We start from the raw sequence: 13,688 nt of genomic DNA, 5'->3' as shown, positions 1-13,688 counted from the left end.
GATAAAGCAGAGAAAGACTGGTCGGGCCTATGAGTAGAATCTAAAATTCGAAATTCGGCATTCGCAATTTGCCATTATTTTGTGCTGCGTTGAAAAATGCGAATGATGCGAAGTATGAAGAACATCCCGAGTCCCACCAATGCGAAGTAGCCGATAAAGTCTCCCAGTGCCTGGTAAAGTGTTCGTTTGGAATTCAGCTGAATGGTGTAATTGAACTGATCTTTGACCCACCATTTTGTTTCTTTCAAAACATCCCCGCGATTGGAAATAACCCCGGATTTACCCGTGTTTGCTGATCGGACAACGTATTTGTTGTTTTCAATGGCTCTTAAGCGTGCGAATTGAAAGTGCTGTTTGTAGCCCGGTGTGTCTTTCCACCAGCCATCGTTCGTGATAATAGCGATGAACTGGGAGCCGTTTTTAGCCTGTTTGGCCAGGAATCCGCCGTATATGGATTCGTAACAAACTACTGGTGAGAATTTTACGCGGTTCTTCTCAAAAATTTTTGGTTCTTTTTCTACTCCAAGACTTCCGGAACCACCTTCCATTTCGACGGCCAGTTCTTCCAGGAAGGGGAACATTCCCACAAACGGAATTTTTTCCACTCCCAATACCAGCTTGGATTTATGGATGATCTTCGGGTTTGGTGTATTGTCGAAAAGAACGGATGAGTTGTAATCCTCTACATATTCATTCAATTGCGGAATAAACTTGCTCGCCGGTGAATTTTTTTGCTCGAATGCCTGGAAAGTCGTTGCACCGATCAATAAACCTGCATTGGCCCATTTGGCGCGGTGCTCATTGATGACGTAAAAGAAAATTTCCTTGCGCAGGCCGGATTCGTAAATTTTAGCAGTCGGGTAGAGAGAGGTTTCCGGTGCAATAACTAATTGTGTTTCTTTAGAAACTGCTTTATCGCCCTGTTCCAGGATTGCTTCCAACTGAGCGGCGTTGTCCAGTACGAATTTTTCCCCGTACGGATCAATATTGGGTTGAATGATCGCTACGTTGTAAGGAGTTCCGCCGGTGTCTTTCGAAAAATACAGAATGGCCGAAAGGCAAAGTGGAAGGAACAGGATAATAACTGATAGAATGAAATAGCTGTTTTTGAGCAGATTTTTGGGTTGAAGAACCAATTTGTAAAATAAGAGGTTCATGACCAGGATCCAAAGCGATCCTCCCAAAACACCGGTAATGGAATACCATTGTACCCAGGAAGCTCTCGGAGCAAATACATTCCCGAGTGTTAGCCACGGCCAGGAAAGTTCCCAATGAAAATGCAGGAATTCGAAGCTTAGCCAGACACAGATCAGGATCGGCCCGTTCCATTTGGAGCCAAGTTTGCGCTTTAGTAAATGGTAAATCAAAAATGCAATTGCCATCAATAAACTGTTCGCGAAAAATGCCAGGTAAGCACCATCCGCGCTGGCGTAGTAAACCCACCAGGTTGTCCCGACATTGTAGATGAAGAATGCCAGGTAAGCCTGGATAAAAAGACTGAACGCCTTGCGTTTGGTATGAAAATAAGACTCCACAAGTAGCAATGGAATCCACGCAATGAATGTTAAAGGCGTTAAACTACCTGTTTCAGGAAATGAAACGGTTAAAAGGATTCCGGATAAGATACTTAGTAACCAGCGATTTAGTCTTTTTTGAATGATTTTTTCTATCATATTCCAAAATTACAATTTGTTTGCAGATGCCGATCTGATTTCGGCGAATGACTTGAAAATAAATCCTTCGGGTCGGTAATGATTGGAAAGTACCCGGAACACTTGAATCTATTGAAAAAGAGGTTGGTAATAGTTGAAGGCGTAAGGCTGAAATTATTCACATTTTGCCGTTTTTATCCCGTATTAAAATGTTAAAAAAGGATTAATTTCAGAAAAAAAGACAACCCAAAAAGGTTTTTTTCGTCAACTTTGCACTGAACTAAATTAATCATTTAATGAAACAAAATTTCATTAACTGTTGTTACTTTACTGCTGCGTTTTTCCTTTTTTCCGTCTTCGCAGCTTATGGCCAACAGTTTGAAAAACATGACGATATCGTTTATGCCAATCCTAATATCACTGGTGTAGGATCTGATGTTGTTGTTTACCACCTAAAATCACCGTTGGAAACTGCAACTCTAAACGAACTGGAAAATTACATGGAATCCCTGAATGCAATCACTCAGGTTGATATCAATGGATCTGATATTTCTATCCGGTTCAAAGGAGCTACTACTCATCAAATGATCTACCCGTTTATTCAACGGATGGAGTTATTATACATTTACAGAAATCCTAAATCAAAATAGTCTATTAGTACCACCCTCTCCTTATTATGAAAAAAATTACTTTTTGGAGTTATATCCTACTGCCTTTATGCATGCTCCTGAGCTCTTCGGTTTTTTCCCAGGGCGGCGATGACGATCTGTCAGCAAGTTTTTCTCCGATTTCATTGCCGTTTAATGCTTTGGGTTCAACGGTCTTCGCAAACAATGATTTCGATGATATTGCGTCCGCAATGGATGACGGCCCGGACTGGTTCTATTACTATTGTGCGACTTCAAGTGCAACTATCTGGACAACTATCAGCTTTAATCCGGGCGGTTTGGCAAGCCCGGTATACCCGCAGCTTACTATTTACAATGCATCAACCCTTGATGTAGTTGCGATTGCACAAGTGGCCGGAGATAATTCCGGAACGATGGGAGCTCCTTTTGATCCGGTTCCCGGAGAATGCTATGTTTTTTGGATCGATAACGGACAGTTCACGGGATTTGATTACGCCATTCAGATTACAAATGTAGTTCCCCCGAATCCGCCTGCCCCAACGCAACCGGCTTGTACAAATATTGGTTTTGATTCCGGATCAACTTCCGGATGGCAGGGGTCCTGGGGACATTCCATGAAAATTGGTGCGGCAGGAGATTTAACTCCAATCTATACACCGATGTTCTTCACGATGAACTCCGGTCAGCATGATATAACAACAGGAGGAGTAGACATGATGGCGCCGATTGACCAGGTGTGTCCGCTTGTTCCGGGAAATACCAACTCCATTCGTTTGGGAGACGGTGCTAACGGTGCATTCGGCGGATCACGGATTGAGCAGAAATTTCAGGTAACGTCATCCAATGCCTTGTTTACCTATTATTATGCAGCGGTATTACAAAATGCCTATATAATTGATGACCTTGATGGGGATGGAATAGCAACGGATACCATACCGCATTTAGCCCAGGAGCAGCCTTACTTCCAGATTGATGCCCAGGATTGTTTCGGTAACCCGATTGCCTGCGGTAATTTATTGGTTACGGGAGGCCCGGGAATACCAGGTTTTACCCAGATTGGTAATTCGGGTGTTTTCTGGAAAGACTGGACACCGGTTATGCTGGATTTAACGCCCTACATCGGTTCCTGTATTACTATCCGGTTTACGGTAGGTGATTGTTCGCAGGGTGCGCATTACGCTTATGCTTACCTGGATGCAACGTGTGCACCGATGACGATCGTTTCTCCGCCGGATGTTTGCCAGTACCAAACGTCAACGCTTACAGCACCGGTTGGAGCGGCAAGTTATTCGTGGGTGGAAACATCTAATCCGGGAACAGTCCTGGGAACTTCGAATACTTTGTCCATTACTCCGACTACTACGGGAACGTTTACTTATCAATGTACATTGACCTCCCTGGTAGGGTGTAATTCTACGGTAACAGCTTCTGTAACGGTGGTTCCTGGTCCGGATATTTCCGTAACAAATCCAGCCGCAGTTTGTTCTCCGGCAACCGTTGACCTGACGGCTCCCGGTGTTACTACCATCAATGCAGGTTCAGGAACACTGGAATATTTTTCGAATGCAGCTTGTACGGTTCCGCTGGCAAATCCGGGTGCAGTTACAACTGCCGGAACTTATTACATCCGGCTTTCCAGTCCGGGAGGTTGCTCCGATGTGGAACCGGTTGTCGTAACTTATACGCAATTGCCGGTCCAATTCACCAGTGACGTCACGAGCGGATGTGCTCCTCTTACCGTTACCTTCACCAATAGCAGTTCGTCTTCTGCGAATTGTGTCTGGACGTTTGAAGGTGGTGGAACGCAGGTTGGCTGCGGATCAGTTACCCAGCAATACAGTGCATCCGGAACTTATGATGTGACCCTGACGGTGACAGATCCAAGCGGATGTACCGGTTCTGTGACTCATACCGACATGATTACTATTGCTCCGCAAGTAAATGCTTCTTTTGGAGTCAATACGATTGAACAGCCTGTTGTATACCCGGTGTTCCATTTTACGAATACTTCCACCAACGCTACATCCTATTTCTGGGAGTTTGGTGACGGGAATACATCCATGCAAACAAGCCCTTCACATACCTATCCGAATTCTCCGGCAGTTTACCACGTGGTTCTGCATGCTTCGAATGAAGCGGGATGTAATGATAGTGCGGTGGTAGTGGTTTCAGTGGTAGATGATGTGATTATTTATGTACCGAATACCTTCACACCGGATGGTGATGAGCACAATAATGTTTTCTTCCCGGTGCTTAATTCCGCATTCGACGGACAAAACTATACGTTGCTGATCTTTAACCGTTGGGGAGAGGTGTTGTTCGAATCCCACGATATATCTTACGGTTGGGATGGAACGTATATGGGAGACTTGTGTAAGGAAGGGGTTTATACCTGGAAGATCGTTGTTAAAGAACGCAATAAAGACAAGCGCCGCGAATACGTGGGGCACGTAAACCTTTTGAAATAATTACGAATATCAGGTTATAAATGATTTTAGGGACGCGATGCTTCGCGTCCCTATTGGTTTTATTTCGATGGTATCGGTGCCAGTTTGAATCTGCCGTAAGCTACAAATGCTGCAATTGCTCCGAATACAATATTGAATCCGATTTGGGAAGCTTCTCCGCGGCAGATGTGGAAAATACTTGCGCTGATCATCAATAGTACGATACCGATTGCTGCAATGGGTGTCAGAACCGGTTTGAACCGGAGTAAAGCGGGCAGAAGTACTCCCAAAGCCCCCAAAAGATCAATGACTCCCGTAAATTTGACAAAGGCAGGTGAAACTTCACCCGTCCACGGCCACATGGTTTCCAATTGATCGATTGGCTGAAACAATTTAGCATAAGCGGCCCATAATAAACTCGTTGCAATCAGGATTTGTGCGATCCACAGGAAAATGTTACTTGTTCTTTTCATTGGTTATTCGTTTTTAATTATTGAATAAAAGTATGTACGTTTGCTATCCAAATGAAAGCACTTTCCATCCGGATAGCACTATCCAAACGGGAAGTAATGGATTAAATCAAGGAGTATGTTGTCAACAGGAGGATGCCCGAAGAATATTTTGTCGATCAAAGATGCCCTGGAAGCAGTAGAGGGAAGGTGGAAGTTGCTGATCTTATTTGCGCTGTCGACCGGCTCGAAAAGATTTAAGGAACTGGGAAGAGAGGTTTCCGGGATTACGGATAAAACCTTGTCGCGGGAGTTAAAATTACTGGAGTCCAATAAACTGATTACGCGTGAGGTATTCGATACCTTTCCGCCAACGGTGCAGTATACCATTACCGAACATGGAAAATCCCTGGAGAAGGTAATCGAGGAATTGCATTATTGGGGCCTGGCCCACAGGAAAGAAGTTTTGGGGAAATAAATAAAACAGGCAAGCACGCGATTAATTGCGTACCTACCTGGTTGGATTGAAAATATAAAGGGCGCCCGTCAATTTGACGGGCGCCCTTCCTGTTATTATTCCATGATTTCCTATTGGAAAATCACATTCATTTCTACACGTCTGTTTTTCTGACGTCCTTCAGGTGTTGCATTCGTTGCGATCGGTTTGGTTTGACCATACCATTCCGGTTTCAATCGTGTTGCATCCACACCTTTGCTAGCTAAGTATTTCTTAACTGATTCAGCACGGTTTTTGGAAAGCGTCATGTTTTTCTTAGCATCACCTTTGTTATCCGTGTGACCAGCGATTTGAAGTTTCCACTCCGGTTTCTTGATCAACAATGCTGCTAAGTCATCCAATGATTTGAACGAAGATGCAAGGATTACTGCCTTACCTGATTCGAACTCTAAGTTTTCGAATGCTGTGTTCAGGATTTCCTGTTCTTCTTTCGCAATCTTAGGACATCCGCGGTTTTCAATTACACCTGGTATTGTCGGACAATCATCATCTTTATCGTACAATCCGTCACCATCTGTATCCGGCCAAGGACAACCATCGTTTTCTTTCGAACCGTAAATAGTAGGACACTTATCTACATTGTCGAACAATCCGTCGTTATCTGTATCCGGACAACCCTGGTAAGCCAACGGACCAGGAAGATCCGGACAAGCATCTTCAGAATCCTGGATTCCGTCACCGTCGCGGTCAGGACAACCGTTGAATGCCGGTAAACCTTTCACGGTAGGACAGCTGTCATTCGGATCAATGATTCCGTCTTCATCCGTATCAGGACATCCTCTGTAAGCTGCTAAACCAGCCAAATCCGGACATGCGTCGTCTTTATCAGGAATTTTATCACCGTCACGGTCAGGACATCCCTGGAATTCTGCCAATCCCGGAATTTCAGGACATAAATCCTCCACATCCTTGATTCCGTCGCCATCCGTATCCGGACAACCTTTGAATGCCCAAACTCCCGGAGTTTCCACACACTCATCTTTCTTATCGGAAACTTTATCGCCGTCTCTGTCATCCGGTTTCGTGTAAAGGATCGGTAAACGAAGTCCAACGAAGAACTCTGTTCCGCGTACTTTTCCTCTTGCAAAAAGCGAGTTGAAATCGACTACTCCGACCGTAATAGGTCCTAATCGGGAAGCAATACCTGCTTTCCATCCCGAATAGTTATTTACGGAGATCGGAACATATAGTCCGAACCATGCATAATCGAAGCTTGGTGTAATTGCGAACTGGTTCGGAGTTTTTACGCGTGAAGGGTTCTTTTTACCGATCATATTGATATTACCCGTTGCGTTGATGTAGAACCATTTCCAGATGTGGTAATCCAATTGGATATTCAATGCAGTTGGAGTGTTCATGTAATAAGATCCTCCAACTCCCTGGTTTGCTGTCCACCCTGGATCATTGGTGATCAAACTGTCAACAATAGAATCGAAAGAAGCAAAAGAGTTTGCGTCTTTGAAAATGCGCAGATCAAGTGTAGTCGTATTTACAGAGAAATCGCGGCTTTTTCCGCCTTTTGTAAATTTCATTCCACCGATATCTAAAACGGAAACCCCGGCACGCAACTCGTATTTGTTTTCGTTACGCATCCAAAGATCTGTTTCTCCATCCATTTCATATTTGAATTGTTTGTATTTCGGACGCCATTCGTAAACAACTCCCAGATCCAATCCAAAACCTAATTTGGATGCAGATTTAAAGAAGCTGCTGGCGTTGAAATCCTTCAACTCGTCATCCAGGTTATCTGAATAACCGTATTTGAAGTTTCCTTTTAAAGTCGTTGCCGTATCCTTATTCAATAATTCGTAATCCAACTCATCCGTGTAAGCATAAGCGGAAGCAACTCCCTGCAATAACTTCACACGACCACCGACTTTCAGGAAATGTTCTCCTTTGTCCATTACAACCTGACCGTAATTGATACCATATTCGTTCCATGCCATCATGTTGGTGGTAACCAATTTGTCTTTCAGCTGCAGGTTCCAAAGAGACATGAAATCCAATCCTTCCTGTGCCAATTTTGCCAGTTTCGGGTCGATATCATCTACGTTGGTGATCATTCTGCTTTTAGCAGCAAACCCGATAGCAATCTTCGGATTGATATGGAATGCAAAATTCAGGACATCGATTTGATAGTTCAAATAAACACCTCTCGTTTTAATCCCGGTTTTGTTGTAATCGTACAGATCGAAGATGGAACGTTCGTACAACGTACTGTCAGGCTTCATCCACATGGTGTCTTTCTTGAAAGATTTCAGCCACCATTTCGGCATCACATCTGTTTTAAAATACTTGGCATTTTGCCAGGCCCCCACATTTGCACTCGCCAGGTTGATATCGACAATGAATCTTCCGTCGACAAAACTGGCAGGTTGCACGTCCAATCCCATAACTCCTGCATAGTTACTGCTGTGCACGCCCAAATAGTTTTGGGAAAACGCGGTCATAGTAGTAACGCATGAAAAAGCTAAGAAAGTTAATTTACGTAACTGTTTCTTCATAAGTAGCGTCTTTTTAATAGTTCAATGGATAACGAATCAAATAACCATTCGCCTGCGAAACTAACAAAATCGTTCCATCTGCCTGTTTTTGGAACACAATTTTATTAGAGCCTTCGTAGCTTTCTTTATTCAATTCACTTCCACGTATTGTATAAATATAACAATTATTGGCAATCCCATCAATTATTCCAACAACAGTTTTACCATTTGGTAATTTTACCAGGGAAGCATCATCGATATTGGTAATGGTAGAATTGAACTGGCCGAGAATGGTTCCCGTTCCGTTGATGACGTAAATCGTATTTTGCTGATTGAGGAAGAAAAGCTGTTCATCCCCGAAGGACTGGGTGTTCAGGATAGAAGAAACATTTCCTACCAGCATCGCTTTGGTACCGTTTTCCGTTAAGCGGACAAATTGTTTTCTGGTCAATCCCAACAGGCTGATCGTATTGTTAGCTTTTACCAAATGCCATTCACCTTCACTTAAATTTTGCGATTTAATAACACGTTTTCGTTTGATAGAAACACTCGACCAATTGGAATTCGTGCAGATATGTGCAATTAATTCGCCCTTTTTACCCTGGATGGCCAGTTGTGCATCTTTTTGCAAAGTTCCGTTCACTCCTACCCTGAAGCTTTGTTTTCCATTCGTTCCGTAACCCTGAACTTGTCCGTCTGCTACGAAAGAAACATAGTCTTTTCCGTTCCAGTAATAGGAGAAAAGATTACTGGAAACGTTATTGCAAACTATAGGGAAGCCTGCCAGGTTGTTTCCGGCCCTGTCGAAGCCCTGGATTCCTGTTCTGGTACTCAGGAAGATTCCGTTGCCGATGAAAACAGGATTTCCAACCGGTTCGGATTCCAGGTTCTTGTTCCACAGGATTTGTTTGTTCCCAACTAAATAAAGTGTGTTGGATTTTGTAATTGCCAGCAAGTTGTTCGAGCCCGGAATCGGGTTTAAACTTCGCAGGTTGTCATCCAGGCGCAGCGGATTGAGTTTCGGAACTTCTTTCGACCCGGATTCGGTATCAGAAGTTTCTTCGTTCAATAGTTGAACCGTACTGTGATTAGCACCGGTAAGCCTGCTCATTGTTATTTGCCGGTTTCGGTCAAACTGGCGGTAAGATACTTTTTGAGGACTGTTACTGAATAATTTGAATTTCAGTGTGGTGGATTGCTCCAGCGTTGCACCTGTTTCATACTTACCGATAATGCGGTTGATACTCTGCTGGGAATTGGAAAGAAGTACGCTGTTATTGAAAATTTCCAGGTAAATCTTTTTGCTGCGATCCAGGAATGGGAAATAGTATCCTTTCAGAGTAGCCTGTTTTTGTTTGTCGGAAATATCCACGTGATCCAATTCGCTCAAAATTGCCAGCGGGTCCTGACCGGGTTTATAATCGGTGATCAAACACGTGTCTTTTTGGTCAACTATCACTGCCAACCCGAAGTCGATCCATTCCGATAGGATCGATTTCATAGGGAATTTGGTGAACAGGTAGTTCTTTTCGTAGAACGTGTAGGAATTGAAATCGGCAGGAATCAATTCCTGGAATAACTCCTGGTCGTTGACAAGTGGTAAAGCCCTGCCTCCTGTGTGCGTGATGTATTTGGCATTGTGGCTGGAAATGAAATACGAATCTTCTATTTCATAACTCTGGTCGGTGGTTTTGTAAATGAGCGACAAGCTGCTCTTCCGGTCTAAATATTTCCAGGAAGCAACACTTTTGAGTGAAGGCTCCCAATTTCCCTGGTAAAGCACCAGGAATTTCCCGTGGAATTCACCTTTCCAGTTATTGGACAATGACAGGTGCTTTTGGGTCGAAATCGTAGAAGATAAAGAAAGTCTTTCGGCGTAGCTTTTTACGATCTCGCTGGTCCATGGTTTGCTTCGTTCGAGCAATACCAGGTCGCGATTGGTAGAAAAATAAAAATGCTGAATACGTTCGGGTTCGTTGAGCAGCATTGCAAAGAAGCTGTTCTTTTGCAGGGAAGAAACAATAGCACTGTTGTAGTCGATTTCCAGGGGTTTGTGAACCACGATAATGGTGTCATCCTGGTTGGAGAACGTGTTTTCAGGAGTCGGAGGAGCACTTGAGCCTTCCACCAATGTGAAACCTACATAGCTGATCCATCCCAGAGAGCAGATTACCAGAAAAATAATGATTGAACGATTGAGCATATTTTCAGACTATAGCTCAAAAATACTGCTTCGTTTACCACGCTTCGCATCTTTCTTGCGAAGTAGTTAACAGTGGACTGTTTACTCCATAAACAGCGATAATTGTCCTTTCCCCAGCAAATTGAACCCGGGGCGATGGTGAATACAGGCTCCGTGCAGTTCAATGGCTTCCCGGTGGACTTTGGTCGGATACCCTTTATTGACATGCCATTGGTAGTGCGGAAATTCTTCATGAAGACGTTCCATGTATTCGTCGCGATACGTTTTGGCAAGAATGGATGCTGCAGCAATGTTTTTGTATTTCCCGTCGCCCTGAATAATCGGCACAGAAGGAATTTCTTTCGAGAGCAGGGCTTTATTTCCATCGATGAGCAACAATTCCGGTCTAATTGTCAATGCCATAGCCGCGCGATGCATTCCGGTCAAGGATGCTTTCAAAATATTCAGTTCGGCAATTTCATCCGGCTGCAGGAACTGAACGGAAAATGCAAGTGCTTCTCTTTCAATGATCGGACGTAATAAATTCCTGCTTTTTTCAGAAATCTGTTTAGAATCGTTCAGCAAATCGTGCGAAAAACCTTTCGGAAGAATGACGGCAGCACAAACCACAGGCCCGGCCAGACAGCCTCTTCCGGCCTCATCGCACCCTGCTTCCAGCTTTGTTTCGTCGAAATGGTCTAATAATTGCATGCATGCAAATGTTATAAAAATAATTGTATATTTATCACGAAACAACCTTTAGGTTTTTTTCTACGTCTACTTATAAACTGTTATGGAATTATGAAAAAGTTAATAATGCTATTCGTTTTGTCTCTGGCAACTTCTTTTGCTTTCAGCCAAAACTCTGCTTCAATTAGTGAATCTCAATTGAAAACAGGAAAATCAAATGGAGTATTTGAGTTCTCGGTTCCGGAATCAATCACTGCTGAAAAAGTGGAAGCTGTGAAAGGTTACTACAAGGATTATTTCACAGTTGCATTCAACGAATCATCGGATATCTTAAAAGTAACTTTGTTGAAGAATGAAGATATGAATGTGAATGTCATGAATCGTTTGCTGGTTGCTTTGGATCTTCGCACAATTACTGTCGGAAGCGAGAGCATGACTTTCCAGGATATGAAAGACAAGTATTTGAAGTAGTAAAAGCTGCTTTCAAAAAAATATCAAGTCCCGATTTGCTTTGCAGGTCGGGATTTTTTTGTGTAAAGAGTTCAAAGAGTTTCAGCCGCGGCTGATTCAAAAGAGTTCAAAGAGTTCAAAGAGTTCAAAGAGTTCAAAGTTTTACCTTTAAACATCTTTGAACATTTGAACAAAAAAAAGCCATTCGATTCGAATGGCTTTTTTAGATTATAAAGTATATGCGTTCTTGTCAATCAGGTATTGAGCAATCGCTTGTCTTTCGTTTTTCGGGTTGATCGGATCGAGCTTGGTAAAACGTTTCACACCTGTAACCATCATACGTGCTTCATCACCTTCTGCGAAACTGTAGATAGCATCTTTAGCCGCTTTGTCGATCAGTTCCGCCACATCGTAGAAATATGTTTTAACAATGGAAACCGGAATTGCAGCTGCTGCCTCTCCTTGTTTTTCGATCAGTTTCTCTACGCGAAGCAATGCAGACTCAGCCTGGTAAACCCAGATCGCTATATCAGCAATGTTCATCAGAACTTCCTGTTCTTTCGACATCGTCTGCATCAATTTTTGAACGGCCGAACCGGCAACCATCAGAATAGTCTTTTTAAATCCGGAAAGCGCCTGACGTTGAGCAGCTAATGGGTGAGAACCCAATTCCGTCATTTCAGGAATGCTCATTAATTCGGAAGCAACTTTCATAGCCGGTCCCATCAAATCCAATTCACCTTTCATCGCACGGCGCAATACCATGTCAACAATCAATAAACGGTTGATTTCATTGGTTCCTTCGAAAATGCGGTTGATACGGGAATCTCGGTAAGCCTTTTCAACGGAAGATTCCGCCGAATAACCCATTCCACCGAAAATCTGAACACCTTCGTCAGCCACATAATCCAGGCATTCGGAGCCGGCAACTTTCAGGATGGCACATTCCGGCGCAAATTGTTCGATACCTTTTAATGTAGCCGGGCCTTTTTCCATTCCGCTTGCTACATAGGCCTGGATGGCATCGTCGATGTTCTGTCCTGCACGGTAAATCGCAGATTCGGCAACATACGTTCTGATAGCCTGTTCCGCAATTTTGAAGCGGATCGCCCCGTATTTGGAAATATTTCTTCCGAATTGTTCGCGCTCATTGGCATAGCGGATGGAATCGGTAATGGTTTGTTTCGCTCCTCCCAAAACTCCGGCAGCCAATTTGATACGACCAATGTTCAGGATATTCAACGCGATCTTGAATCCGTTTTCGCGTTCCGAAAGCATGTTCTCAACAGGTACTTTCACATTATTAAAGAATACCTGGCGCGTAGAGGAACCTTTGATTCCCATTTTCTTTTCTTCCGGGTTCAGACTGATTCCTTCCGAATCAGCTTCCACTAAAAAAGCCGACAGGTTCTTATCGTCATCGATCTTTGCAAAAACGGTGAACAGGTTTGCAAATCCACCGTTGGTAATCCACATTTTTTGTCCGTTCAATACGTAATGTTTTCCATCAGGCGTAAGTACAGCTTTCGTTTTACCGGAATTTGCATCCGATCCGGCGCTTGGTTCTGTCAAACAATAGGCAGCTTTCCATTCTCCGCTTGCCAGTTTCGGGATGTATTTTTCTTTTTGTTCCGCATTTCCGTAATACAACAGCGGTAAAGTACCAATTCCCGTGTGAGCACCATAAGCAACGGAGAAAGAGTGGCCTTTTCCGAGGCGTTCCGTTGCCAAAAGAGAAGTTTTGAAATCAACACCCATTCCTCCCAGGTCTTCGGGAACAGATAAACCAAGCATTCCCAATTCACCGGCTTTCTGAAGCAGGGAAGGCATTAATCCTTCTTCCATCTTGTCAATACGCTCCAAAATCGGGGTAATTTCCTGTTCGATAAAATCATCACACGTCTGAGCGATCATGTGCTGCTCTTCCGACCATTCTTCCGGGGTGAATATTTCTTGAGGGGTAACATCGCGGATGATGAATTCTCCGCCTTTGATAGCTTGTGACATATTTTTATGTTGTTTTAAATTCGTTTCTGGCTCCAAGATAAGTAATAAAATATTGTTATGCAAGCATAGTAATATTTTTCTGAAGGAAAAATTCAAAAAGTCAAAGGTTCAGGAGATTTGAAGTTTAAACTTTTTGAACGGTTAAACTATTTAAATTTGCTTAATTGATATGTCTGTTAATT

At 43.3% G+C, this 13,688-nt stretch carries 10 protein-coding genes; 4 read left to right on the top strand and 6 right to left on the bottom strand.

All coding sequences use genetic code 11. The features are described 5' to 3' along the window. Positions 1–74: 74 nt before the first annotated feature. The gene (gene lnt / locus ABDW02_RS09315) at positions 75–1,673 is read right to left on the bottom strand and encodes an apolipoprotein N-acyltransferase (protein ID WP_343634285.1); all 1,599 of its coding nucleotides are present in this window, start codon (positions 1,671–1,673) and stop codon (positions 75–77) included. A 275-nt stretch (positions 1,674–1,948) separates the two neighbouring features. Here lnt and ABDW02_RS09310 point away from each other — a divergent pair, with 275 nt between their 5' ends. Continuing rightward, positions 1,949–2,302, top strand: a complete 354-nt coding sequence (locus ABDW02_RS09310; RefSeq protein ID WP_343634284.1) for a hypothetical protein — start codon at positions 1,949–1,951, stop codon at positions 2,300–2,302. Positions 2,303–2,328: 26 nt separating this feature from the next. Next, a complete protein-coding gene (locus ABDW02_RS09305; RefSeq protein WP_343634283.1) occupies positions 2,329–4,749 on the top strand; it encodes a PKD domain-containing protein in 2,421 nt (806 codons plus the stop codon). A 59-nt stretch (positions 4,750–4,808) separates the two neighbouring features. Here ABDW02_RS09305 and ABDW02_RS09300 read toward each other — a convergent pair whose 3' ends face one another. After that, a complete protein-coding gene (locus ABDW02_RS09300) occupies positions 4,809–5,201 on the bottom strand; it encodes a DoxX family protein (protein ID WP_343634282.1) in 393 nt (130 codons plus the stop codon). 115 nt (positions 5,202–5,316) lie between these two features. On the opposite strand from ABDW02_RS09300, the gene ABDW02_RS09295 reads away from it, so the two are divergent. Beyond that, positions 5,317–5,655 carry a helix-turn-helix domain-containing protein gene (locus ABDW02_RS09295; RefSeq protein WP_294679274.1) on the top strand — a complete coding sequence of 113 codons (339 nt, stop codon included), beginning with the start codon at positions 5,317–5,319 and terminating at the stop codon, positions 5,653–5,655. A gap of 110 nt (positions 5,656–5,765) precedes the next feature. Here ABDW02_RS09295 and ABDW02_RS09290 read toward each other — a convergent pair whose 3' ends face one another. The 3 genes from ABDW02_RS09290 to ABDW02_RS09280 form a co-directional block, all read right to left on the bottom strand. Next, positions 5,766–8,198, bottom strand: a complete 2,433-nt coding sequence (locus ABDW02_RS09290) for a DUF5723 family protein (RefSeq protein ID WP_343634281.1) — start codon at positions 8,196–8,198, stop codon at positions 5,766–5,768. Positions 8,199–8,211: 13 nt separating this feature from the next. After that, positions 8,212–10,380 (bottom strand): hypothetical protein, encoded by a 2,169-nt coding sequence (locus tag ABDW02_RS09285; RefSeq protein WP_343634280.1) that lies wholly within the window; start codon positions 10,378–10,380, stop codon positions 8,212–8,214. 81 nt (positions 10,381–10,461) lie between these two features. Then, positions 10,462–11,070 (bottom strand): ribonuclease HII, encoded by a 609-nt coding sequence (locus ABDW02_RS09280; RefSeq protein ID WP_343634279.1) that lies wholly within the window; start codon positions 11,068–11,070, stop codon positions 10,462–10,464. Positions 11,071–11,160: 90 nt separating this feature from the next. On the opposite strand from ABDW02_RS09280, the gene ABDW02_RS09275 reads away from it, so the two are divergent. Beyond that, positions 11,161–11,520 carry a hypothetical protein gene (locus ABDW02_RS09275; RefSeq protein ID WP_343634278.1) on the top strand — a complete coding sequence of 120 codons (360 nt, stop codon included), beginning with the start codon at positions 11,161–11,163 and terminating at the stop codon, positions 11,518–11,520. Between the two features lie 207 nt (positions 11,521–11,727). Here ABDW02_RS09275 and ABDW02_RS09270 read toward each other — a convergent pair whose 3' ends face one another. Beyond that, positions 11,728–13,506, bottom strand: coding sequence for an acyl-CoA dehydrogenase family protein (locus ABDW02_RS09270; protein ID WP_343634277.1), 1,779 nt, complete (start codon positions 13,504–13,506; stop codon positions 11,728–11,730). Positions 13,507–13,688 lie beyond the last annotated feature (182 nt).

The sequence above is a fragment of the Fluviicola sp. genome, from assembly GCF_039596395.1.
Taxonomy (GTDB): domain Bacteria; phylum Bacteroidota; class Bacteroidia; order Flavobacteriales_D; family Crocinitomicaceae; genus Fluviicola.
The sequence above is the reverse complement of the archived record's forward strand: the minus strand, read 5'-3'. Positions and strand labels throughout refer to the sequence as shown.

Excerpts from the sequence above, each read along its gene's own strand:
- lnt (WP_343634285.1), bottom strand. The coding sequence starts at position 1,673 with ATGATAGAAAAAATCATTCAAAAAAGACTAAATCGCTGGTTACTAAGT.
- ABDW02_RS09310 (WP_343634284.1), top strand. The coding sequence starts at position 1,949 with ATGAAACAAAATTTCATTAACTGTTGTTACTTTACTGCTGCGTTTTTC.
- ABDW02_RS09305 (WP_343634283.1), top strand. The coding sequence starts at position 2,329 with ATGAAAAAAATTACTTTTTGGAGTTATATCCTACTGCCTTTATGCATG.
- ABDW02_RS09300 (WP_343634282.1), bottom strand. The coding sequence starts at position 5,201 with ATGAAAAGAACAAGTAACATTTTCCTGTGGATCGCACAAATCCTGATT.
- ABDW02_RS09295 (WP_294679274.1), top strand. The coding sequence starts at position 5,317 with ATGTTGTCAACAGGAGGATGCCCGAAGAATATTTTGTCGATCAAAGAT.
- ABDW02_RS09290 (WP_343634281.1), bottom strand. The coding sequence starts at position 8,198 with ATGAAGAAACAGTTACGTAAATTAACTTTCTTAGCTTTTTCATGCGTT.
- ABDW02_RS09285 (WP_343634280.1), bottom strand. The coding sequence starts at position 10,380 with ATGCTCAATCGTTCAATCATTATTTTTCTGGTAATCTGCTCTCTGGGA.
- ABDW02_RS09280 (WP_343634279.1), bottom strand. The coding sequence starts at position 11,070 with ATGCAATTATTAGACCATTTCGACGAAACAAAGCTGGAAGCAGGGTGC.
- ABDW02_RS09275 (WP_343634278.1), top strand. The coding sequence starts at position 11,161 with ATGAAAAAGTTAATAATGCTATTCGTTTTGTCTCTGGCAACTTCTTTT.
- ABDW02_RS09270 (WP_343634277.1), bottom strand. The coding sequence starts at position 13,506 with ATGTCACAAGCTATCAAAGGCGGAGAATTCATCATCCGCGATGTTACC.